Origin of the sequence: Actinobacillus porcitonsillarum (assembly GCF_003101015.1) — a bacterium.
GTDB lineage: Bacteria > Pseudomonadota > Gammaproteobacteria > Enterobacterales > Pasteurellaceae > Haemophilus_A > Haemophilus_A porcitonsillarum.
Genome location: NZ_CP029206.1, coordinates 1,996,729 through 2,019,907 on the forward strand (window position 1 = coordinate 1,996,729; position 23,179 = coordinate 2,019,907).

Annotated in this window: 19 protein-coding genes and 2 tRNA genes; 13 read left to right on the top strand and 8 right to left on the bottom strand. The window is 37.9% G+C overall.

The annotated features are described in order from the left end of the window. Positions 1-64 precede the first annotated feature (64 nt). Positions 65-1,075 carry an HTH-type transcriptional repressor PurR gene (purR, locus tag DDU33_RS09640; protein ID WP_005819127.1) on the top strand — a complete coding sequence of 337 codons (1,011 nt, stop codon included), beginning with the start codon at positions 65-67 and terminating at the stop codon, positions 1,073-1,075. 10 nt (positions 1,076-1,085) lie between these two features. Beyond that, a complete protein-coding gene (locus DDU33_RS09645; RefSeq protein ID WP_005819129.1) occupies positions 1,086-1,697 on the top strand; it encodes a DedA family protein in 612 nt (203 codons plus the stop codon). Between the two features lie 50 nt (positions 1,698-1,747). On the opposite strand, the gene folD is transcribed toward DDU33_RS09645, so the two are convergent. After that, complete coding sequence (gene folD / locus DDU33_RS09650; protein WP_108924889.1) at positions 1,748-2,608, bottom strand: bifunctional methylenetetrahydrofolate dehydrogenase/methenyltetrahydrofolate cyclohydrolase FolD; 861 nt, start codon at positions 2,606-2,608, stop codon at positions 1,748-1,750. A 176-nt stretch (positions 2,609-2,784) separates the two neighbouring features. On the opposite strand from folD, the gene DDU33_RS09655 reads away from it, so the two are divergent. From DDU33_RS09655 to holA, 5 genes are all read left to right on the top strand, one after another. Next, positions 2,785-2,861, top strand: a tRNA-Pro gene (locus DDU33_RS09655). Positions 2,862-2,915: 54 nt separating this feature from the next. Beyond that, a tRNA-Arg gene (locus tag DDU33_RS09660) sits at positions 2,916-2,992 on the top strand. A 137-nt stretch (positions 2,993-3,129) separates the two neighbouring features. Further along, the gene (gene leuS, locus DDU33_RS09665; RefSeq protein ID WP_005819628.1) at positions 3,130-5,718 is read left to right on the top strand and encodes a leucine--tRNA ligase; all 2,589 of its coding nucleotides are present in this window, start codon (positions 3,130-3,132) and stop codon (positions 5,716-5,718) included. A 115-nt stretch (positions 5,719-5,833) separates the two neighbouring features. Then, positions 5,834-6,328: an LPS-assembly lipoprotein LptE gene (locus DDU33_RS09670; protein ID WP_005819625.1), complete on the top strand. Its 495-nt coding sequence runs from the start codon at positions 5,834-5,836 to the stop codon at positions 6,326-6,328. Between the two features lie 202 nt (positions 6,329-6,530). Then, on the top strand, positions 6,531-7,556 hold the full coding sequence (gene holA, locus DDU33_RS09675; RefSeq protein WP_005820986.1) for a DNA polymerase III subunit delta: 1,026 nt from the start codon (positions 6,531-6,533) through the stop codon (positions 7,554-7,556). 59 nt (positions 7,557-7,615) lie between these two features. Here holA and lptD read toward each other — a convergent pair whose 3' ends face one another. The 4 genes from lptD to yihI are packed head-to-tail and all read right to left on the bottom strand — an operon-like array spanning position 7,616 to position 12,393. Then, complete coding sequence (lptD, locus tag DDU33_RS09680) at positions 7,616-9,958, bottom strand: LPS assembly protein LptD (protein WP_108924890.1); 2,343 nt, start codon at positions 9,956-9,958, stop codon at positions 7,616-7,618. Between the two features lie 11 nt (positions 9,959-9,969). After that, positions 9,970-11,337: an oxygen-independent coproporphyrinogen III oxidase gene (gene hemN / locus DDU33_RS09685; RefSeq protein ID WP_108924891.1), complete on the bottom strand. Its 1,368-nt coding sequence runs from the start codon at positions 11,335-11,337 to the stop codon at positions 9,970-9,972. After that, positions 11,337-11,804: a DUF2489 domain-containing protein gene (locus DDU33_RS09690; protein ID WP_108924892.1), complete on the bottom strand. Its 468-nt coding sequence runs from the start codon at positions 11,802-11,804 to the stop codon at positions 11,337-11,339. Before DDU33_RS09690 ends, hemN begins: the two co-directional genes overlap by 1 nt. Before the next feature lie 13 nt (positions 11,805-11,817). After that, positions 11,818-12,393 (bottom strand): Der GTPase-activating protein YihI, encoded by a 576-nt coding sequence (gene yihI / locus DDU33_RS09695; RefSeq protein WP_108924893.1) that lies wholly within the window; start codon positions 12,391-12,393, stop codon positions 11,818-11,820. Positions 12,394-12,636: 243 nt separating this feature from the next. On the opposite strand from yihI, the gene gltS reads away from it, so the two are divergent. After that, positions 12,637-13,854 (top strand): sodium/glutamate symporter, encoded by a 1,218-nt coding sequence (gene gltS, locus DDU33_RS09700; RefSeq protein ID WP_108924894.1) that lies wholly within the window; start codon positions 12,637-12,639, stop codon positions 13,852-13,854. Between the two features lie 158 nt (positions 13,855-14,012). On the opposite strand, the gene DDU33_RS09705 is transcribed toward gltS, so the two are convergent. Together DDU33_RS09705 and glnE are read right to left on the bottom strand one after the other, a co-directional pair. Continuing rightward, a complete protein-coding gene (locus DDU33_RS09705) occupies positions 14,013-14,393 on the bottom strand; it encodes a YacL family protein (RefSeq protein WP_005819712.1) in 381 nt (126 codons plus the stop codon). A 44-nt stretch (positions 14,394-14,437) separates the two neighbouring features. Further along, positions 14,438-17,320 carry a bifunctional [glutamate--ammonia ligase]-adenylyl-L-tyrosine phosphorylase/[glutamate--ammonia-ligase] adenylyltransferase gene (gene glnE, locus DDU33_RS09710; protein WP_244175318.1) on the bottom strand — a complete coding sequence of 961 codons (2,883 nt, stop codon included), beginning with the start codon at positions 17,318-17,320 and terminating at the stop codon, positions 14,438-14,440. A gap of 181 nt (positions 17,321-17,501) precedes the next feature. Here glnE and rpsO point away from each other — a divergent pair, with 181 nt between their 5' ends. From rpsO to DDU33_RS09725, 3 genes are all read left to right on the top strand, one after another. Next, complete coding sequence (rpsO, locus tag DDU33_RS09715) at positions 17,502-17,771, top strand: 30S ribosomal protein S15 (protein WP_005597777.1); 270 nt, start codon at positions 17,502-17,504, stop codon at positions 17,769-17,771. Between the two features lie 72 nt (positions 17,772-17,843). Beyond that, complete coding sequence (locus DDU33_RS09720; RefSeq protein WP_108924895.1) at positions 17,844-18,710, top strand: DUF808 domain-containing protein; 867 nt, start codon at positions 17,844-17,846, stop codon at positions 18,708-18,710. A gap of 89 nt (positions 18,711-18,799) precedes the next feature. Further along, positions 18,800-19,774, top strand: a complete 975-nt coding sequence (locus DDU33_RS09725) for an IS30-like element ISApl1 family transposase (RefSeq protein WP_012478345.1) — start codon at positions 18,800-18,802, stop codon at positions 19,772-19,774. A gap of 59 nt (positions 19,775-19,833) precedes the next feature. Here the strand turns inward: DDU33_RS09725 and DDU33_RS09730 are convergent, their stop codons facing one another. Continuing rightward, positions 19,834-20,439 (bottom strand): curli polymerization inhibitor CsgI-related protein, encoded by a 606-nt coding sequence (locus tag DDU33_RS09730; RefSeq protein ID WP_108924896.1) that lies wholly within the window; start codon positions 20,437-20,439, stop codon positions 19,834-19,836. Positions 20,440-20,578: 139 nt separating this feature from the next. Between DDU33_RS09730 and corC the strand changes: the two genes are divergently transcribed. Beyond that, positions 20,579-21,484, top strand: a complete 906-nt coding sequence (gene corC / locus DDU33_RS09735) for a CNNM family magnesium/cobalt transport protein CorC (protein ID WP_005819717.1) — start codon at positions 20,579-20,581, stop codon at positions 21,482-21,484. A gap of 84 nt (positions 21,485-21,568) precedes the next feature. Next, positions 21,569-23,089 carry an apolipoprotein N-acyltransferase gene (gene lnt / locus DDU33_RS09740; RefSeq protein WP_108924897.1) on the top strand — a complete coding sequence of 507 codons (1,521 nt, stop codon included), beginning with the start codon at positions 21,569-21,571 and terminating at the stop codon, positions 23,087-23,089. The last annotated feature ends 90 nt before the right edge of the window (positions 23,090-23,179 follow it).

Consider the following 23,179-nt stretch of genomic DNA (forward strand, 5'->3'; position numbering starts at 1 on the left):
TTTATCACTTATTTTAGCCAAAATTAGTTATAATAAAGCCTTAATTTTAACCTAGGTATCAATTATGGCTACTATTAAAGATGTTGCAAAACTTGCTGGTGTATCAACTACAACAGTATCACATGTCATTAATAAAACTCGATTTGTCGCAGAAGATACAACTAAAGCTGTTTGGGATGCGATTCAATCGTTAAATTATTCTCCTAGCGCAGTTGCTCGTAGCTTAAAAGTTAATACGACAAAATCTATCGGAATGATTATTACAACGAGTGAAGCGCCTTTTTTTGCTGAAATTGTTTTAGCAGTCGAAGAATATTGCTATCGCCAAGGCTATTCTCTCTTTTTATGTAACACACAAAACAACCCAGAAAAGATCCAAAACCATTTAGATATGTTGATAAAAAAACGTGTAGATGGCGTATTAGTAATGTGCACAGAGTACACTGAAAACTCCCTTACACTTTTCAATGGAACAAACATTCCTATGGTAATCATGGATTGGGGGCGTCATGATGAAAAAAGTGATCGCATCTTAGATAACAGTTTTGAAGGCGGTTATCTTGCAACAAAACATTTAATTGATAATGGACATAAAGAAATTGGTGTCATTGCAGGAAATTTAGAAAAAACAACCGCTAGAGATCGCTTTAATGGCTTTCTAGAAGCGATGAAAGAAGCGAATTTACCTGTACATCAAGAATGGATTACCGAAGGGGATTTTGAACCTGAAGATGGTTATGAGTGTATGAATAACCTATTCCGTTTAGAAAAATTGCCAACAGCGATTTTCTGCTTTAATGATGTTATGGCATTAGGTGCAATTTCAGCAATTACTGAACGAGGATTATCCGTCCCCAATGATATTTCTATTATTGGCTACGATAATATTCATAGTTCTCGTTTTTATGCACCACCGCTTACTACGATTCATCAATCTAAATCACGTTTAGGTACACAAGCACTGAACTTATTATTAGAGCGAATCCAAAAAGAAGAAAAAGTGAGTGAACCTCAAATTTTAGAGTTTCATCCAGAACTTGTACAACGTAAATCGGTACTTAATTTAAATCAATAAGGTATATTGAATGGAGTTTTTAATTGAATTTTTTAGCAGCTACGGCTATTGGGCTGTATTCCTTGTGTTGTTAGCTTGTGGCTTTGGCTTGCCGATTCCCGAAGATGTTACCCTCGTTTCTGGTGGAGTGATTTCAGGATTAGGCTATACCAATGTTCATTGGATGCTTGTTGTGAGTATGCTTGGTGTTCTTGTCGGCGATAGCACCATGTATTGGCTTGGACGTATTTATGGCGAAAAAATCCGTCAGTTCCCTCTAATTCGTAATATAGTGACTGAAGAACGCTATAAAATGGTTCAGGAACGATTTGAAAAACAAGGTAACCGCTTACTATTCCTTGCTCGTTTCTTACCAGGGTTACGTGCTGTTGTTTATCTTGTTTCCGGAATAACAAAACGAGTCAGTTTTACTCGTTTTGTTCTTGTTGATTTTTGTGCTGCAATTATTTCCGTACCTATTTGGGTCTATTTAGGTGATTATGGCGCTCAAAATATAGATTGGTTACATGCTCAAATTAAAAATGGACAACATATCATTTTTGCTTGTTTAGGTGTCATCGCTATTTATATTTACTGGAAATGGAATAAAGCTCGTAAAGCAAAATTAAATAATATTTCATAACATCATAAGGGGAGTATAAATCCCCTTATTTTTTATACAGATACTATATACTATTTTAAATAAAAATGTTTTTTATACGCTTGTAAAGTGTTTTGCATTAGCATTGCAACGGTCATTGGTCCCACACCACCTGGTACAGGTGTTATAAAGCTAGCATTTTCTGCAGCAACCTGATATTCAACATCTCCCGTTAGTTTTCCATCTGCGTTACGGTTAATACCAACATCGATCACAATTGCGCCGGATTTAATCCATTTACCTGGAATAAACTGAGGCTTACCGACAGCTACCACTAAAATGTCTGCTTGACGAACATGAGATTCTAAATCTTTGGTAAAGCGATGAGTTACGGTAATAGTACAACCTGCCAATAATAGTTCCATCGCCATAGGACGACCAACAATATTTGAAGCCCCTACAATAACAGCATGTTTTCCATGTAAATCGATATTCGTTGTTTCAAGCAATTTCATCACACCATAAGGTGTGCATGAACGCAATGTTGGAATACGCTGGCATAAACGACCGACATTGTAAGGGTGGAAACCATCCACATCTTTATGAGGTAAAATAGCTTCAATCACTTTTGTCGAATCAATTTGTTGGGGTAACGGTAGTTGTACTAAAATACCATCTACGGTTTCATCATTATTCAATTGTTCAATTAATTGTAATAACTCTATTTCTGTTGTTTCAGCTGGTAAATCGTAAGATTTTGAAAAAATACCTACCTCTTCACAACTTTTACGTTTACTGTTTACATAGACTTGAGATGCAGGATCTGAACCAACAAGAATAACCGCCAAACCAGGCGCTCTTTTACCTTCAGATACATAGGCTGCTATTTGTGTAGATATATCCGTTTTAATTTGTTTCGATAAATTGGTACCAGAAATGATTTGTGCAGGCATTAAACGATTCTCCTATGAGATTTAAAACAATAACGTAAACGTTTGCCATTCTCTCAAATTTTTATGATTTTGATAAGCTATTTTTCCTAAAATGCATAAACTTCAATCACTTAACCATCAATTCATAAATATTATTTGACAATAAACTAAATCAAATTATAATAGCGACCACTTATCGGCGAGTAGCGCAGCTTGGTAGCGCAACTGGTTTGGGACCAGTGGGTCGTAGGTTCAAATCCTATCTCGCCGACCACTCTTACTTATTTTCAGAAATTCCTATCTAAAAATAATATATTCTTTAAACTATGCGCCCTTAGCTCAGCTGGATAGAGCAACGCCCTTCTAAGGCGTGGGTCAAAGGTTCGAATCCTTTAGGGCGTGCCATTGTTTTATCTACTCATAATCAATTTATTATAATTTGCAAAATACTCTCTAAAAATAACCGCTTACCATTCAAAACAAAGCGATTTTGCGGTAAAATCCCTATAATTTTTTAATCATTAAATTAAAGGTTCATATTTATGCAACAACAATATAACCCAAGTGAAATTGAACCCAAAGTTCAACAATTCTGGGCAGAAAATAAAGTTTTTAAAGCTGTTAAAGATGTAACAAAAGAGAAATATTATTGCCTTTCAATGTTGCCATATCCATCAGGTAAACTGCATATGGGACACGTGCGTAACTACACTATCGGTGATGTGGTGTCCCGTTATCAACGTATGATCGGTAAAAACGTATTGCAACCAATGGGTTGGGATGCATTCGGCTTACCGGCAGAAGGTGCGGCAGTAAAAAACAATACTGCACCGGCAAAATGGACATACGAAAACATTGAATATATGAAAGGTCAGCTCAAAATGTTAGGCTTTTCATACGATTGGGATCGTGAAGTAACGACTTGCCGCCCGGAATACTATAAATGGGAACAATGGTTCTTCACTGAGCTTTACAAAAAAGGCTTAGTGTACAAAAAAACCTCAACAGTAAACTGGTGCCCGAATGATGAAACCGTTTTAGCGAATGAGCAAGTTCACGAAGGTTGTTGCTGGCGTTGTGATACACCGGTGGAACAGCGTGAAATTCCACAATGGTTTATCAAAATTACTGATTATGCTGAAGAGCTATTAAATTGTTTAGATAACCTACCACAATGGCCGGATCAAGTAAAAACGATGCAACGCAACTGGATTGGTCGCTCTGAAGGGGTAGAAATTACCTTTAAAATTGCCGGTTCAAATGCAACTTTACCTGTTTATACTACTCGTCCGGATACATTCTTTGGCGTGAGCTATGTCGCAGTGGCTGCGGCACATCCATTAGCAGAATTAGCGGCTGAAAATAATCCGGCATTAGCTGAATTCATTAAAGAAGCAAAAAACACCAAAGTTGCTGAAGCAGAATTGGCAACAATGGAGAAAAAAGGCATGGCAACAGGCTTGTTTGCTATCCATCCATTAACTGGTAAGGAAGTGCCTGTTTGGGTTGCTAACTTTGTGTTGATGCATTACGGTACCGGTGCGGTAATGGCTGTACCTGGACACGATGAGCGTGATTTTGAATTCGCGCAAAAATATAATTTACCAATTAAACAAGTTGTACAACCAATTGATGGTTCTGAATGGGATTTCAGCAAAGCACCTTACACTGAACACGGAAAACTTGTTAATTCTGCTGAATTTGATGGTTTAGAATTCGAAGCTGCGTTTAATGCCATTGCCGATAAATTAGAATCAATGGGCGTGGGTAAACGCCAAGTGAATTTCCGTCTGCGTGACTGGGGCGTTTCTCGCCAACGTTATTGGGGCGCACCAATCCCAATGATGACATTAGAAGATGGCGAAGTGGTTACCGTACCGTTAAAAGATTTACCGGTCATTCTGCCTGAAGATGTGGTAATGAACGGCGTACAAAGCCCGATTAAAGCTGATCCAAACTGGGCAAAAACAACTTACGAAGGCAAACCGGCATTAAAAGAAACCGATACATTTGATACCTTTATGGAATCTTCTTGGTATTACGCACGCTATACGTGTCCACAATATCACGAAGGAATGTTAGATTCGGATGAAGCGAACTACTGGTTACCAGTGGATCAATATATCGGCGGTATCGAACACGCAACAATGCACTTGCTCTACTTCCGTTTCTTCCACAAATTATTGCGTGATGCAGGCATTTTAAATTCTGATGAACCAGCAACCAAACTTCTTTGTCAAGGTATGGTTCTTGCCGATGCGTTCTACTACACCAGCCCGACCAACGAGCGTATTTGGGTTTCTCCAACACAGGTTACTTTAGAGCGTGATGAAAAAGGTCGTATCATTAAAGCAACCGATCCGGAAGGTCGTGAGCTTGTACATAGCGGTATGACCAAAATGTCGAAATCGAAAAATAACGGTATCGACCCGCAAGAGATGGTAGAAAAATACGGTGCAGACACTGTGCGTTTATTTATGATGTTCGCTTCGCCTGCTGAAATGACGCTTGAATGGCAAGAGTCTGGCGTGGAAGGCGCAAAACGCTTCTTAGGTCGCGTGTGGAATTTAGTGTATGAATATGCACAAAATCCGGCTACGGCTGCTTTAGACGTGAACGCATTAAGCAAAGCGCAAAAAGACTTACGCCGTGATGTGCACAAAACTATTGCTAAAGTATCTGATGATATTGGTCGCCGCCAAACATTCAACACTGCTATCGCTGCTGTGATGGAGTTAATGAATAAATTAACCAAAGCACCACTTGAAACAGAACAAGATCGAGCAGTAATGGCAGAAGCATTAAGTGCTGTGGTGCGCATGCTTTACCCAATCACACCACACATCTGTTTTGAATTGTGGCAAGCGCTAGGCAATGAAACTACTATTGACTTCGCTCCTTGGGTTGTGGCTGATGAAGCAGCAATGATCGAAGATGAAAAATTGGTTGTGGTTCAAGTAAACGGCAAAGTACGTGGTAAAGTGATGGTTCCTGCAACGGCTTCTGAAGATGAAGTAAAAGCAGTTGGACGAGCTGATGCGAACGTAGCAAAATTCTTAGACGGGCAAGAGATCGTTAAAGAGATCTACGTACCATTTAAAATGTTGAATTTTGTGGTAAAAAGTGCATAGTTCATGATGGGGCTATTCCCGAATAGATGAATAAATCAAGCGGTTAAATTTTCAAAATTTTTTGTAAAAATAACCGCTTGTTATTCAAGCTAAATTCTCAAAATGGAGAAATCCTATGTTAAAAAAAATCGTTCTTTTATCGGTATTTGCCCTTTCTGCTTGTGGTTGGCATTTTAAAAATAATGAGGTTCTTCCAGAAGAACTCCGTACACTTACTTTTGAAAGCGCGGATCCACATAGTGATATGGCTCGTATTTTACGTAATCAATTGCAACTAAATGATGTCAAACTCGTATCCAAACAAGAAGGAATTTCAAAAGTACGTTTAGTTGGGGCTTCTAGTGGTAGCAAAGTGGTTTCTGTTTTTAAACAAGCTCGTGAAGCTGAAAAACTCCTTACGTTAAATGTTCAAGCGATTGTTGATGTTCCGAAAAAAGGGGCTTATCCTTTAGAAGTATCTGTTCATCGCACCTTCTTTGATGATTCACGTGCTGCATTAGCCAAATCAGCAGAAAAAGAGATGATCATGAAAGATATGTATGAACAGGCTGCTCGCCAACTTATTATCAAAATGGCTGGTTTACATAAAGAGTTAAACCAATCAAAATAATGAAAAATAACCTAGCACGAGCCGTGCTAGGTTCGTTAAGCCCAGCCCCGCTGGGGCTGAAAGGAAGAGCCGCAGAGCGGCTCAGATTAAGTAACCCTATACGGCTCGTATAGGTTTGTCAACGGTCTGAATAGAATCCTTTTATATTCGTAAAATAATCTCAAAAATAGACCGCTTATCTTAAATAATCCGATTATCATTCATGCAAAAGATTTTCCCAGAAGCTCTCACAAATTCACTAAATCAAACGCTCTCGCCTTTTTATCTCTTAACAGGTACAGACCTACTTCTTCTTGAAGAAAGTAAGTCCCAAATTTTACAGGCAGCACGTTTGAAAGAATTTGATGAAAAAAACGAAATCACCATTACGAATGAAACAAATTGGGATGCCTTATTTGAATCTGCTCAATCTATGGGGCTCTTCTTCAGTAAGCAAATGATGATTCTTAATTTGCCGGAAAGTCTCAACGCTAACCAAGTAAAACAATTAACCACATTATGCCAACTAAGTCATTCAGACCTTTTACTTGTTTTATGCTTACCGAAGTTCACAAAAGCGGTAGAAAAACAAACATGGTTTACGCAAATTGAAGCTCAGCTCATACAAGTCAATTGCCAAACGCCTGATGTTGCAAAACTCCCTAATTGGCTTGCACATCGAGCCAAGCTCATGGGGCTTCAAATTGAACCCGAAGCAGCACAATTACTTTGTTACAGCTACGAAGGCAACTTGCTGGCATTAAAACAAGCACTCCAATTTCTACAACTTCGTTTTATTGACGGAAAGATTACCCTCGCTCGAGCTAAAGAAATAGTCGAACAATCCGCACAATTTACACCGTTTCAGTGGGTTGATGCCCTTTTAGAAGGGAAAATTGGGCGAGCAGAACGCATCTTAAATTACCTAAAAAATGAGGATATTCAACCGGTTGTTTTACTGCGTATTATTCAAAAAGAGCTGTTTATTTTATTAGAAATAAGCCGCTTACCTACCCCACTTCATCATTACGATCAACCACTGCTAACGAACCAAATTCGAGCAGAGTTTGATCGCTTGAAAATTTGGCAAAATAAACGCCCTTTTTACGTACAAGCGTGCCAACGTCTTACTTATCGAAAATTATTTACCCTTATTCAGCAACTGGCTGTATTAGAAAAGCAGATTAAACAAGAATTTAGCGAACAAATTTGGTTTGAATTGGGAAAATATTCAACTTTATTTAAGTAAAAAATTGGCTTTAATTACCGAAATAATTAAAGCCAGTTTTTTATTTCATATACTTTTATTTAATTAATTCCATACACCTCAGTATAAGGTATTAAACCTTTCTTCAACATACGGCTTACACCACTACCATAATTAGTGCCAAAACGTAGCTCAAAGTTCACACCGAATTTATTATCATAAAATAAATCTTTCAATGTATCACTGGTTGCATTTGATGGTGTTGCCGTTAAACGACGTGCAACATAAACATTAGCACTCCAACAGCAAGTGTTGTAATTCATTGAGAATTGTGTCTCAACCGGTTTTTTCAAGGCAATATCTTGATAATGGCTTGCCATTACTGCGATATTATCAGTTAATTCCCAGCCAACAACGCCTCCAACTTGCTTAATGTCTTGTCCATAACGATTCGTACTTAAATTCTGATCGATATACGCTTTACTTGCATAACGATAATTTAATTGAATCAGTTTATTATCACTCGGTTTATATTGCAAAGACGTATTTGCTAAAGACGTTTGATTTAAACGAGTATCATATTGGTAACTGCCATGCCAATTCCATTTACGATGGAATTTCCAGTTAGATTCTAACGCCCATGATGAAGATCGCTTAGCAGTGCTATTAATCGAATTATCATCAATTTTTGAAGGACTTAAATAATAAGTCTGTCCTGCACTAAAGTTAAAAACTTCTGCACCTGTTTTATCACTAAAGAAACGAGTCGTTCCGCCTGCAATAATAAGGTTTGCAGACGAAATTCTATCTAAACCACTATAACGGCGATCATTAAATAATGAGAAATAATCATTTTGTAAAAGTGCTGAATCATAACCTAACCCTACACTTTGATGACGTTTAGAACCAATATCTCCCTGATTCTTATAAGGTCGATAAATATATTGCACTCTTGGCTCAAATGTCTGATTAAATCCACTAAATAATTGCTTATCCGCTTCTAACACCGTTTGGAAATCAAGTTTGAGCTGTGGAATAAAGCGGCTTACATTTTTCTTCATATCTTCCGCATTATTTCCAGATCCTTTTTGCTGAATATAGTGCGTTGCATAAAGCTTAGTTTCAACATTTAAACTACCATAACGATTTACAAGAGGTAAATTCAATGTTGGTTCAGCATGAAAACGCCACGCTTTAGGCATTAATTTACTGTCATTTTCAAAACGGGCTGCTTGCGCAAAAAATTTAAAATCGGCTAATCCTTTGAATATATCGTTTTGGTAATAATTAAAATCAATCTGAGGTAAAACTCGATATGGACCAATATCTAAATCATCAAACGTCTGAAACTTTTTACCTGAAATAGATAAATTATAATTAGGTTGATAATAGCCTAATTTAAATTGTTGTGTCGCATATCCGTCCGTGCTATTTCCATAATCCGAATCAAAATCTGAGAAATAGCGTTTATCACTCACTTTTGTATAATCCACAGATAAGCGCCAATCGCTTAAGAAGCTCATATAATGACGCCAATGCATTAAATAACGTTTACGATCACCATCTGCCGGTTGATATTCATCAAGACGATCTTTAGCCATATATTCACCGGCAACAAGCCCTTCTCCAAATCCTGTTAAATAACGGAATTCAGGACTGATTTGCCAACCACGACGAGAATAATAAGTAGGTGTAAATGTTGCATCCATATTAGGTGCAATATTCCAGTAAAATGGTTGAGAGTAGCTAAATCCATCTTTACTTGAACGATGGAAACTTGGGATCAATAACCCTGTACGGCGGCGATCCCCAATAGGGAATTGGAGATACGGCGAATAAAATATCGGTACACCAAGCACTTTAAAACGAGCATGCCACATTTCGGCATATTCATCTTTAACATGTTGGATCATCTCATTCGCTTCAATAGACCAAGAATCATCATTCGTTAAACAAGACGTAAAACTTGCATTTTTCAATGTTCGGGTATCTTCGCTAAACGAACCACTTTCAGCAGTACCTCGCCCTTGACGACCAACAAGCTGATATTCCGTATTTGCTAATGTCGCTTCTTTACTTGTTAGATCCATCGCTGCATCATGGCCCTGCGCTTGAATCATATTATCTTGATATTGATACTGCCCTTTTAAAAAGGCCTTACGCGCTTTATCACCATCTTGCTCAACTCGCACTTCATCTGCAACAATGGTACGGTTTCCTTGTTTGACACTTACATCACCAGTGTAAGTTGCATCTTTAGGCTGATTAATGACGGCACTATCGGCTTCAATATAAATCGGTAAATCAGTTTGTTCACCCTTTACCTCTTCTCCCTGAAAATGAGGAACGCCAAGTAAACATTGTTCCCGTAAATCTGCTTGAGCATAACTGCTATAACAAGCCGCCATCACGGCCAGAGAAAGTAAGTTGTAACGCTGTTTCATCATTTTCTCTCTTAAATAATTCTTGAAAATTGTTGTCTTTTTGCAAGTTGTCTTGAATAAACATCAAAACATAAACAAATGTTACGAATTAATAAACGACCACGAGGCGATACAACCATCGATTTATCATTTATTTCTAATAAACCATCTTCTGCTAATGGCGCAAGATAAGCCAAATCTTCAGCAAAATAGTTTTTAAAATCAATATCGTATGCCTTTTCCAAGTGGTCAAATTCTAATTTAAAATTGCAAATCAATGCTTTAATCACATCACGACGAAGACAATCATCTTTGGTTAAGACTAAACCTTTATGCAGAGCAATACCTTTTTCTTCAAGATCAGCATAATACTGTTTTAGCTCTTTTTGGTTTTGTGCATAAGTATCGCCTAATAAGCTAATCGCCGAAACACCCATACCCAATAAATCACACTCTTCTTGAGTGGTATAGCCTTGGAAATTACGGTGTAATATCCCTTTTTCTTGAGCGATAGCTAATTCATCATCCGGCTTCGCAAAATGATCCATGCCGATAAACTTATAACCATTTTTACCTAAGAACTCAATGGAGTTTTGTAAAATCGTTAATTTTGTTTCCGGTGGTGGCAACATTTCATCTTTAATTTTAATTTGAGCAGCAAAACGGCTTGGCAAATGCGCATAATTAAACACGCTCATACGATCAGGATTTAACTCTACTACCCTTTCAAGTGTGTACATAAAGCTTTCTACATTTTGCTTTGGTAAGCCATAAATCAGATCCACATTAGTTGAAACGAAGCCCAACTCTTTTGCTCGTTTCATTAACGCAAAAATAAAGTCTTCATCTTGCTCACGATTAACTAATTGTTGAACTTCCTTATTAAAATCTTGGATCCCCATACTAATACGGTTAAATCCAATCTGACGAAGATGATCGAGCATATCTAATTCGATTTCTCTTGGATCCATCTCGATACTAATTTCAGCATCTTCTGCAACATTAAAGTTTGACTTTAACATTTCCATTAAACGTGCTGATTGATCTTCATCTAAATAAGTTGGTGTACCGCCCCCCCAATGAATTTGGGTAACTTTGCGTTGCTTAAATAAAGGTGCTCGAGTACGGATTTCTTTTTCAAGATAATCTAAATAAATTTCAACTTTATGACGGTGGCGTGTAATCACTTTATTACAAGCACAGAAATAACAAAGTTTATGGCAAAAAGGAATATGAATATAAAGCGAGAGCGGACGTTCTGGATAACGCTGCGCTGCAAGTTTAAAGTCCTCATCGGTATAAGCCTCATTAAACTCTAATGCCGTTGGATAAGAAGTATAACGTGGACCTGATTGATTATATTTTTGAATAAGAGCTAAATCCCAAATAATTTCTGACATTAGAGAGCCTTTTTAAAATGGTTAATATTATCTAATAACTGTGTACATTCACGTTTGATTTCATCGCAAAGTTCTGCTTCTTTGGCTTCCCTTGCTAAATCTTGTCGCATTCTTTCATTACGTTTTAAATTTTTTCGTTCATCTAAAATTGCCATTTCTTCGACAAATTGATAAAGCGCCCACATCGCAGCATAATCAGACAACTTTTTGCCTAATACGTCTAATAAGGGTTTTAGCCTTAAAACACCCTCAGAGAGATCGCATTGTTCCACTATCATTGCACGGGCAATCACATCTACACTATCCACAATGCGAAGAAACCGCTCTTTCTGCGCTTCTTCGGCTTGCTTTTGTAATTCAAGTTCCAACGCTTTTTGATTTTTCAATCTGATCCATAAATAGATCGCATATCCCACTAAAGAAAGTAAAATCAATACCGCAAGAACAATAAGAAAAAATCTAAACATCGTTTAAAAATCACTATTTAAATTGATTAAGATCCACTGTTTCAAATTGACGAAGTAATGCGTTACCATCGTCCTCTTCTTCAATACCTAAAATTGTCATCAACTCATCAATACGATCTAAGCATTCATCAACAAATTTTTGATCTTCTGCAGAAAGCGCTTTTCCTGCATCTAATTCATCAAGTAATTGATGTAAACATTCATTATTTTCCAACTGAGCTAATTCCATTTCAGGCGTAAGTGTCGGTTTTTGTAATTCTGACGGAATTACGGGTTGGATCTGCTGACCTTTTTCAGGTTTATTGATAAATTCAACCATCAATGGCACTTTCTTACGGCTACCAATACGAGGGTCTTTAACTTCTTTAACAACTTCGTTCTTTTTAACAGTTGGATCAATATGGCGAGAACCACTTGGCAAGCCTTTATGTTTACGTTTCTTTTTCTCTTCACGGGCTTTTGCATCCAACTCATAACGTGTCGGTTTACGGTTTTTACCACCACTTAATTTAGGTTGTTCAGGTTTTTTATCCGCCTTGCGGGTTGGCATAATATCCGTAATGCGGCGTGTTTTCTTTGTTCTACTCATTGTATCTTCTCGTTTCTCTATTTATCTAAATACTAAATGACTTATTCTACAAGGAAAGCATACAACTTAACAGTATTTTATCTAATCGCGGTATGTAAACATTTCCTATTTCATAAATATTTATTATCCGATAAATAAATCATTTTCATTTTACGATATTGACAAACCTTTATTATTCATATAATTTCGAGCAATCGTTTTACTGCTTGCTAGCTTAGCAAGCCTACACAAGAGGATATTTTCGTGGAACCGATTGTTTTAAATGGCTATCACACTCTAATTGCAGCAACCTTGGTTTTGCTTTTAGGGCGTCTTTTAGTTAAAAAAATTAAATTTTTACAGGATTTCAACATCCCTGAAGCCGTTGCTGGTGGTTTAATTGCTGCTGCAATTATTTTCAGTATCTATCACTGGGCAGGCATTTCATTCCAATTCGAAAAAAGCTTACAAAATGCATTCATGCTTGTATTCTTCTCATCTATCGGATTATCGGCTGATTTCTCTCGCTTAAAACAAGGTGGAATTCCGCTTGTTATCTTCTTAGTTGTTGTAAGTGTACTTATTTTTGTTCAAAATGCCGTTGGCGTAAGCTTAGCTTCTGCATTTGGTTTAGATCCAAAAATTGGCTTAATTACAGGTTCAATTACTTTAACCGGTGGTCATGGTACTGGTGCAGCATGGGCTGAGACCTTTACCAAACAATATGGCTTACCAGGAGTCATGGAAATGGCAATGGCATCTGCAACCTTTGGTTTAGTGGCTGGTGGTTTAATTGGTGGCCCGGTTGCTCGCCGTTTAGTAAACAACATGAAACGCGGTAAAAAAGCTTATACCAAAAAAGTAGATACCTCAGCCGATCAATATGATGGCGAAACGTTTGAAGAAAAAGATCATGTCCGTTTCATTACCGCAAGCTCAACCATTGAGACCATGGCATTATTTGCAGCATGTTTAGCTTTCTCTTCAGTCATGGCGGCAAACTTCTCTGACTTAGGCTTACCGCAATTCGTTTGGGCATTAGGTTTTGGTGTATTACTACGTAATATTTTAACGAAAGTATTTAAATTCGACATGTTCGACCGTGCGATCGATGTATTTGGTAACGCATCATTAAGCTTATTCTTAGCAATGGCATTAATGAGTATCAAATTATGGGAATTAGCAGGTCTTGCAGGTCCAATGTTAATAATCCTACTTATCCAAACCTTAGTAATGATCCTTTACGGTTATTTCATTACTTTCCGTGTTATGGGTAAAGATTATGATGCAGCGATTTTAACAGCTGGTCACTGCGGTTTCGGTTTAGGTGCGACACCGACTGCGGTTGCAAATATGCAATCGGTAACTGAAACATTCGGACCATCGCATAAAGCTTTCTTAATCGTACCGCTTGTAGGTGCATTCTTCGTAGATTTAATTAACCTTGGTGCAATTACCTGGTTCGTTAAATTCTTAGGATAAAAAAATAGGCGGTTTTTAACCGCCTATTTTTATATTATGATAGTCGTTGAATAAAATTTAATTTGTAGGGGCAAATCACATTTGCCCCAAATCATCTCTGAAATATCAGGACGAATGTAATTCGCCCCTACAAAATAAACTCTACACAACACCGCTCTTTAATGGTAAGTTTGGATAAATTTTTGATAAGCCTTTAAAAACATTTCAAAATCATCTAAACCACAAAATGCAATGCTTTCCTCATTATAAAATTGCAATCCTTCTTCCATCTCTTGTTCATCAAAAGCATCATCTAAATTATTGGCTTTTACCATCACTTCATCGCTATTGAAATAAAGGCTGTATTCTTTACCTTCAAAAACACACTCATAATTATTCGGGTAGATGCTTTTACAATGTTCAATTTCGTTTAAGATAGAATGAAGTTCTTTTGTGCCATTACCAACAATTTCACTATTTAGCCAACGGGCAAATGCTTCGTGATCCATTGAGCAACGTGCAATTACACCGTGCATTGTGTGAGTGAATTGGTATTCCATACTTCCTCCTTATAAAATTTCACCTCATTATAACGTACAAGCGGTTATTTTTCGGTAAAAATTTGCAACCACATTTGTTGAACAAAGGCTCTTTCTTCCACAAATTCATCTGCATTCACTATACTTTCACTTCGCAAAAGATTTAAGTGATGAATTCGATTACGAATGGATGTATAACAGCGCTTCATCTCATTGCCTTGTTCTGATGTTAATATATGACAAGCCATCGCTGCATCAAAAATACGTACATTATCCGACCAAATTGCCATATCAGGGTATTGATGTGAATAAGCAAGCACCAAATATTGTGCGATAAATTCAATATCGGTAATGCCGCCTTGATCCGTTTTTAAATGGAATTGAGCTTGGTTAGTGTTTGCTAAGTGCTGATACATCTTTTCACGCATTTCGCAAATATCTTGCTTTAATTGACCGCTTGATCTTACTTTTGATAGCGTACTTTGGCGAATTTGCTCAAATCTTTCCCTTAATATCGCAGAACCGTAAACACATCTTGCCCGAACTAATGCTTGGCTCTCCCACGTCCAAGCCTCATTTTTCTGATAAAAATCATAAGCGTTAAATGTACTGACCAATAATCCTGCTTCACCGGATGGCCGTAAACGCATATCGACTTCATACAAGACACCGGCACTGGTATTTAAATTAAAAATGGAATTAATTTTTTGCGCAAGTTTTAAATAAAACTGATGACTTGAAATAGACTTCTTCCCACCCACAGTTTCACTATTTTCTGGGGCGTTATGCAAAAAGACTAAATCTAAGTCCGAGTTGTAACCTAACTCAATCCCCCCTAATTTTCCATAGCCAATCACAGCAAAATCTTGCTCGCCTTCTGCTAAATGTTCCGGATAACCAAAACGTTGCCCTACCGATTTCCATGCCATATTAACTACAGCAGCAATAATGGCTTCCGCTAAATAAGTCAAATGATCGCTAATTTTCATAACAGGTAATACATCTAAAATATCTGCAGCGGCTATACGTAAAATATGGCTTTGCTTAAACTGGCGTAAGCCATCAATCAAAGCCTCTTCATCCTCTTCAGGAATGCGGATCAAGTACTCTTGTAGCGCCTTGTGATATTCGTTTAGTTCTAAAACCTGAGTAAGCCCTTTATTACTGATAAGTTCATCAAGCAACATTGGATAACGAGCGATCTGCTCCGCAATCATAATCGATTGCCCACACAAACGAACAAGTTGTGGCAGAATTTGCTCTTTTTCTAAAAGTAGCTCTAAGTAAGTTGTTCGTGTCGTGATCTTATCCACGATATTCAACAGACGAGGTAGTAGCACTAAATAATTCGGCTGTGAACAAACAGTGTCTAACACTTTTGGCATAAGCGAACGTAAAACCTCTCGTCCTCGAACGCCAATTGCTCGTTTAACCCAATCTTGGAAAGTCGAAGATAATCGTTGAAAAATCTCCGGATAATCTTGTTCCGCCACAGGATAGTCTTGCAAAACTAAATTAAGCTCTTCTTGAGTTATTTCATAATGAAGAATATCTTTCCAAACGGATAATTTTTCATTCTCCTCATCCGTTTCCTCCTCTTCTTCCCCAATCAATTCATTAAAAACCGCTCGAACATTGCGCTGATGTTGAGATAACACCTCAAGAAAATCCTGCCACGTACGCATTTCATACTGAACAACTTGAGCTTCCCCATTTCCTTCAATCAAATACGATTGCGTAGCAAAAACAATTCGTTGGCGATCTTCCTCGTCTGAAGGCAATGTTTGAGTTTGTTTATCATCAATCGCTTGCAAGACATTTTCCACTTGGCGCAAGAAAAGATAGGCTTGACGCAGTTGCTCAACCTGTACATCTGTCAGTAAATGTAATTGCGCTAATTGCGGCAACACCGAAAGCAAACTACGTTCTTGTAGAATTTTATCCCGTCCCCCTCTAATCATTTGAAAGGTTTGCACAATAAATTCAACTTCCCGAATACCACCGGCACCTAATTTAATGTTATCGGTTAAATGACGGCGTATGACCTCTCGGCTAATTTTTAACTTCATTTCTCGCAATGATTGAATCGCACTAAAATCCAAATAACGGCGATAAACAAACGGGCGTAACATTTGTTTTAAATAGCGATGATTTAAATTGGTGAAATCTTCGCCTAAAATCTTCGCCTTAATCATCGCATAGCGTTCCCAGTCTCTTCCTTGCTCTTGGTAGTAATCTTCCATTGCTGCAAAGCTGAGAACTAATGCGCCACTGTCGCCAAAAGGGCGAAGTCGCATATCTGTGCGATAGACAAAACCATCTACGGTAATCTCATCTAAAGCTCGAATTAACCGCTGACCTAATCGGGTAAAAAATTTGCTATTTTCAATCGGTTTACGACCGCCAACAGTTTCGCCGGCATCAGGATAAACAAAAATCAAATCAATATCTGAAGAAAAATTAAGCTCTCGTCCGCCTAATTTTCCCATTCCCAAAATCAGTAACTCCTGCTTTTCTCCCAACATATTCATTGGCGTGCCATATTCTTCACAACAACGCTGATACAACCAATCTCGTGCAGCTAAAATAAGAGCTTCGGCTAAATCAGACAGATGTTGGAAAATAAATTCTACCGTTGCTAATTTATTGGATTGGAGATAACTCAACGCAGCCATTTCTTGATGACGAAAACCCCGTAACACTTTTGCTAAATGTTCTTCATTTTCAACCGCTTGTAATCGTTCTGCTAATTTTGTCGCATAATTACCGCATTGCTCAATAGAAGGTGGGGAAGTTTGCCAGCTCGCTAATAATTCCGGTTGGGTTTGTAATGTTCGCTTCACAAAAGAAGACATTACCACCGCTGTTGCAAGCGGTTGATTTTGATAAAAATGCTGCAAATGGCTCACGTTATTTTTTTCAGAAAGTACATCGAATGGAATAGACATATTTAAACCCATAATAAAATTCACTTTGGCTAATGTACATTTTGTTAAATCGCATAGCAATAATTTCCTTCATCTATTGATTTATTCTTTATTTGCTCGTAAAATCATCGCTCCTTGTCATAGCTGAGTTAGAGATCGGCTATTGATGTATTATCAACCCTTAACAAAAAGGAAATTAAAAATGTCTCTAAGCGTAGAAGCAAAAGCAAAAATCGTTGCTGAATTTGGTCGTGATGCAAAAGATACTGGTTCTTCAGAAGTTCAAATTGCATTATTAACAGCACAAATCAACCACTTACAAGCACACTTTGCTGAGCACAAAAAAGATCACCACGGTCGTCGTGGTTTATTACGTATGGTTTCTCGCCGTCGTAAATTATTAGACTACTTAAAACGTACTGATCTTGCTAAATATTCAGAAACTATCGCACGTTTAGGTTTACGTCGCTAATTTCAAATATTTGGAATGGGAACCGAGCAAATTTGCTCGGTTTTTTTATAACTCACACAAGAAATATGAATTATGGCTTTTAGTTCTTTATTTACTTTATTAGATGATATTGCGGCTGTACTTGATGATGTTTCCGTAATGACTAAGGTTGCCGCAAAGAAAACTGCCGGTGTCATTGGGGATGATCTTGCCTTAAATGCCAATCAGGTCAGTGGTAAACATATCTTACCTGAGCAAGAATTACCGATTGTATGGAGTGTAGCAAAAGGATCTTTCATCAATAAAGTTATTCTTATTCCTTTGGCTTTGTTGCTTTCAGTTTATCTCCCTCAAGCCATTACACCTTTATTGATGCTTGGAGGCGCTTATCTCTGCTTTGAAGGTGTTGAGAAACTTTTACATAAATTCTTACATAAAAATGAAGAGAGCCAGGCAGGAGAAGAACCAACTTCGATTGAAGATAAAATTAAAGGTGCTATTCGCACAGATTTTATTTTATCGGCTGAGATTATCATCATTGCACTAGGTGTATTACAAGAAAGCACAACGCTTACCAAAGTATTATCGCTTTCTGCTATTGGTATCGGTATTACATTCTTTGTTTACGGCTTAGTAGGACTTATTGTTAAATTAGATGATATTGGCTTATGGCTTATTCAGAAAAAAAGCAGTGTTCAACAATTAATTGGTAGAAGCCTTTTGTTCATCATGCCTTGGTTTATGAAAGGACTGTCTGTGATTGGAACGATTGCAATGTTCTTAGTCGGCGGAGGCATTTTCTCGCACAACGTGCCTGCCATTCATCACTTTGCTGAAGGGCTTGCATTACCAAGTTATTTAACCAGTGGCGTAGATTTTGTCGTCGGGATTATTGTTGGCGCTATTGCGTGTGCCATTATTTTACCTCTGCTTAAGCTATTCAGTAAAAAATCTGCTTAATATGCTGAATTTACAATCCAAGTGCAACAAAAAAAGAAGTACTCATCAACTAGAATATAATTTTGTTTCCACACAAAAACCACTTCCAAATGATGAGTACTTCCTACCGACATCTTACAATAAACGAGCGAGAAAAGATAATGATTTTACTCGCACAGGGCAAAAAACAAGCAGAAATTGCCAAAGCACTGGGACGTAGCTCCAGCACCATTTCTCGCGAGCTGAAACGACACGCTCTAGAAAGCTACAGTGCAACGAACGCACAAAACAGCTATTTGAAGCATCGTCAAAATAGCAAAGCACAGCGCAAATTAGAGCAGCCTGAATATTTCAATTTGGTGCAAGAAAAGTTTCTGACAGAAAACTGGTCGCCCGAACAAATCAGCGCACGATTAAAATTGGAAAAATCTGAATTATCCATTAGTTATTCAACCATTTATCGTGGTATTTATTCAGGGTTGTTTGATATAGGCGAACGCAAAGCCAGTCGCAAACTGCGCCACAAAGGCAAAACACGGCATACAAAAAATCATCATGAAAAACGTGGCAAAATTCAGATATCCAACCATTTGAACGACCGTCCCATTTCGGCGCAAAATCGCAGTCGCTTTGGACATTGGGAAGCCGATACCGTACTGGGTAAAGCGGGTGGAGCTTGTTTGCTGACGCTGACGGAACGCAAAAGTCGTTTTGAGTTGGTGAAGAAAATTCCTGCCAAAAAAGCCGAAGCAGTCCAAAAAGCCATGATTGAATTGCTGGATTCACATATATTGCGGTCAATTACGCCAGACCGTGGTAAAGAATTTGCCCAACATCGTTTGGTAACAGAAGCACTGGGTGTAGAATTTTACTTCCCCGAGCCGCATCAACCGTGGACACGGGGAACGAATGAAAATACAAATGGGTTACTTCGTGAATACTTTCCGAAGCACCAAGACATCAATCAGTGGAGCGAAGTTGATATTCAACAGGTGATCAATAAACTGAATTTACGACCACGTAAATGTTTAGGTTGGAAAACACCTTATGAAGTTTACTTCAAAAAATCGTTGCACTTGGTTTGACAATTCAAGATCAAAAAAGTCGATTTGCATACACAAATCGACTTTTTATTATAAGGAACCTATTTCACGTTTTTCTTTGCCCATTCTAAGAAACGTTTTTGCGTTTCTTTATCTGCTTTTGAGAATAAAAGCTGAAGTTGCTCTTCTTTCACGTTTTTCGTTTCAACAACCATTTGTCCTTTTGCTTCCAATACTGCATTTGCGAATGCTGGCACAGCCGCAACGCCTTTACCTGCATTATATTTTGCTAGGTTATCTTCTACTCGGCTGTTTGGTGCAAAACCATCGCCTTTTAACTTATCTTGTTTATATTCAAGCGATTTACCTGATGCCGTTTCAATGCTAAAAGTAGGCTGGCTCTTAAATTTATTTACATCATAGGCATTACGGAATTGTGGCACGGTAATCTTTGTATCTTCCGTTGAACCATTAAAGGTTAAAACAATAGGATCTAAAGAAAAGTAACTACCATTTACGATATCCCCAACACTTACTACAACCTGGTGAGTCTGAGTATCATTGATTTGGATTTTAGTGCCTTTTTTCACATATTGACCATCAAATGCTAAAATTTCAACCGTATCGGATGAAGTTAATGCTCCCGCCATGGAAACTGTACTCACAACCATTGCTGCTGTTGCTACTGCAATCTTAACTAATTTCATTGATAAATCCTCTTAAGATGAAATAAATAATAAAATTTAGTGTCTATGCTATGCTAATTTGCAAAAAATAGAAATAATTTTATTATCAAATTGCTTAAATTATGGGAAAATCAAGCTAAATTTTCAAACAGGATATTATATGAGTGATGAACATCAGAGCTTAAGCTCACAAGATAAATCAGAAAAGAAACCGTTTCTTCAATCGCTATTTAGCGGCTTATTTCAATCAGAACCTAAAAATCGTGAAGATTTAGTCGAGGTTATTCGTGATTCCGTTGAAAACGAACTCATTGATAGCGATACAAAAGAGATGATTGAAGGTGTCATGGAAATTTCTGAGCTTCGTGTGCGTGATATTATGATTCCTCGTCCTCAGATTATTTCGATTGACTCTCGCTTACCTCTTGAAGCCTGTGTTGATATTATTATTGAATCAGCACACTCTCGCTTTCCCGTGATCTTAGATGACGGCAAAGACACTATTCAGGGCATTTTACTGGCTAAAGATTTATTGAAATATCTCCGCCCAGACGCAGAAGCTTTTGATATGCAAGCAATTCTTCGCCCTGCTGTAATCGTGCCGGAAAGTAAACGAGTCGATAGAATGTTAAAAGAGTTCCGCTCTGAACGTTTCCATATGGCGATAGTGGTAGATGAGTTTGGTGCAGTTTCAGGTCTGGTTACCATTGAAGATATCTTAGAACAAATTGTAGGCGATATCGAAGATGAATTTGATGAGGAAGAAGTTGAGCAAATTCGCCAACTTTCTCGCCATACCTATGCTGTATTAGCACTTACGGATATTGAAAAATTCAATGAATTCTTTGCAACCTCTTTTACTGATGAAGAAGTGGATACCGTTGGTGGACTTGTTATGCAGGCTTGTGGGCATTTACCACAACGGGGGGAGCAAATTCAACTCGAAGGCATTGACTTTAAAGTAACCTCAGCAGATAGCCGCCGCTTAATTCAACTTCGTGTCACAGTGCCTGATGAACTATTAGAAAAAATGGAAAATCAGAAAAACGATACCGTTGAAGAGTAACTTTCTTAAAGTTTCATTTTGGCAACAATTACCCTATATTTCGAATAAGCCACTTTGTGGCTTAATTTTTTAGATGACTTTACTATGAATTTTGTAAAAAATCCCTCTTTTTTTACCGCTTGTATTTTAGCGTTACTGTTAGGCGCAATCGGCACATTTGCCTATTCGCCTTTTGATTATTCGTTCGTTGCATTTTTTTCTGCATTTGGGCTAATTTGGGCGGCAACACTAAAACAGCGTAAAACAGCACTTTGGGCAACCTTTATTTGGGCCGTGAGCTATTTTTGCGTTGGTGTAAATTGGATCCATGTAAGCATGATCCAATTCGGTGGCGTCCCGTTAATTGTGAGTTATTTAGCCGTTTTCTTATTAGCTTGCTATTTAGCACTTTACCCTCTCACGTTTGCATTTATAGCACAACGCTTTCAGATTAAAAATCCGTTTGCCCTTGCAAGCCTTTTTACGTTTACTGAATACTTACGTGGCGTGGTATTTACCGGATTCCCTTGGCTACAATTTGGTTATAGCCAAATTGATACCCCATTCGCCAATATTGCTCAAGTTTTCGGTGTCGAAGGGCTAACCTTCTTTGTGATGCTCATTGCCGGCTACCTCGTGCTTTTAATTAAAAATGAAGGTAAAGCAATGATTTCCAGCACAGCTATGGCGTTTATTTTAGCATTGGCCTGTGCAACTCGATTATTCTCTTTCGTTGCAACAGATACAGAAAAATCACCTCTTACTGTGAGTTTAGTGCAAGGAAATATCGAACAGAAAATGAAGTGGGATCCTGAGCACTTCGATTATACGGTAAGAACTTATCTTCATTTAGTCACACCGCTATTAGGGAAAAGTGATGTCGTGATTTTACCGGAATCGGCTATCCCTGCGCTGGAGAGCCAAATACAACCGCTTATTCGCACACTTCAACAAGTGGCAAGCGATAAAGATAGCGATATCATTATGGGAACGCTTTATCAAAATAGCCAAAATGCGTTGTTTAATAGTGCGATTGTCCTTAATCATGAGCCTTATCAATCCGATAAGGTGGCACGATACAATAAACACCATCTTGTTCCTTTTGGAGAATACGTCCCTTTTGGAAACATGCTAGATTGGATGCGTGAAGTTTTTGTTTTACCGATCAACCTTTCTCAAGGCCATTTTATTCAATCACCGCTTGAAGCTAAAAATCATCGTTTCAATACCGCGATTTGCTATGAAATCATCTTTGGAGATCAAGTTCAGAAAAACCAAAAAGACGCTCATGCCGATTATTTATTAACGATTACCAATGATGCTTGGTTCGGTACCTCTATCGGCCCTTGGCAACACTTTCAAATGGCAAGAATGCGTGCATTAGAATTAGGGAAACCGTTGCTCCGTGCAGCAAATACAGGAATTACCGCCATTGTAAATGCAGATGGTAGCGTTGCCGACCAACTCCCGCAATTCGAAGCGAATGTATTAACCGCACAAATTTCTCCAACGGTAAGTTCAACACCGTTTAGCCAATGGGGCAATTCTCTCATTTATGGATTGAGTTTATTGATTTTGGTAAGCGGTTGGATTATTAAAAAATTTAGCTATTTTTCTAAAGGTTAATCACTAAAAATGCTCTATCTATTTAACTAATAGATAGAGCATTTTTGTTTTTATGCATCATTTTTTATAAGATAGACACAATCTTAATTA

Bases quoted from the DNA above. Each gene is read 5' to 3' on its own strand.
- purR (WP_005819127.1), top strand. From the start codon at position 65: ATGGCTACTATTAAAGATGTTGCAAAACTTGCTGGTGTATCAACTACA.
- DDU33_RS09645 (WP_005819129.1), top strand. From the start codon at position 1,086: ATGGAGTTTTTAATTGAATTTTTTAGCAGCTACGGCTATTGGGCTGTA.
- folD (WP_108924889.1), bottom strand. From the start codon at position 2,608: ATGCCTGCACAAATCATTTCTGGTACCAATTTATCGAAACAAATTAAA.
- leuS (WP_005819628.1), top strand. From the start codon at position 3,130: ATGCAACAACAATATAACCCAAGTGAAATTGAACCCAAAGTTCAACAA.
- DDU33_RS09670 (WP_005819625.1), top strand. From the start codon at position 5,834: ATGTTAAAAAAAATCGTTCTTTTATCGGTATTTGCCCTTTCTGCTTGT.
- holA (WP_005820986.1), top strand. From the start codon at position 6,531: ATGCAAAAGATTTTCCCAGAAGCTCTCACAAATTCACTAAATCAAACG.
- lptD (WP_108924890.1), bottom strand. From the start codon at position 9,958: ATGAAACAGCGTTACAACTTACTTTCTCTGGCCGTGATGGCGGCTTGT.
- hemN (WP_108924891.1), bottom strand. From the start codon at position 11,337: ATGTCAGAAATTATTTGGGATTTAGCTCTTATTCAAAAATATAATCAA.
- DDU33_RS09690 (WP_108924892.1), bottom strand. From the start codon at position 11,804: ATGTTTAGATTTTTTCTTATTGTTCTTGCGGTATTGATTTTACTTTCT.
- yihI (WP_108924893.1), bottom strand. From the start codon at position 12,393: ATGAGTAGAACAAAGAAAACACGCCGCATTACGGATATTATGCCAACC.
- DDU33_RS09705 (WP_005819712.1), bottom strand. From the start codon at position 14,393: ATGGAATACCAATTCACTCACACAATGCACGGTGTAATTGCACGTTGC.
- glnE (WP_244175318.1), bottom strand. From the start codon at position 17,320: ATGTCTATTCCATTCGATGTACTTTCTGAAAAAAATAACGTGAGCCAT.
- rpsO (WP_005597777.1), top strand. From the start codon at position 17,502: ATGTCTCTAAGCGTAGAAGCAAAAGCAAAAATCGTTGCTGAATTTGGT.
- DDU33_RS09720 (WP_108924895.1), top strand. From the start codon at position 17,844: ATGGCTTTTAGTTCTTTATTTACTTTATTAGATGATATTGCGGCTGTA.
- DDU33_RS09725 (WP_012478345.1), top strand. From the start codon at position 18,800: ATGATGAGTACTTCCTACCGACATCTTACAATAAACGAGCGAGAAAAG.
- DDU33_RS09730 (WP_108924896.1), bottom strand. From the start codon at position 20,439: ATGAAATTAGTTAAGATTGCAGTAGCAACAGCAGCAATGGTTGTGAGT.
- corC (WP_005819717.1), top strand. From the start codon at position 20,579: ATGAGTGATGAACATCAGAGCTTAAGCTCACAAGATAAATCAGAAAAG.
- lnt (WP_108924897.1), top strand. From the start codon at position 21,569: ATGAATTTTGTAAAAAATCCCTCTTTTTTTACCGCTTGTATTTTAGCG.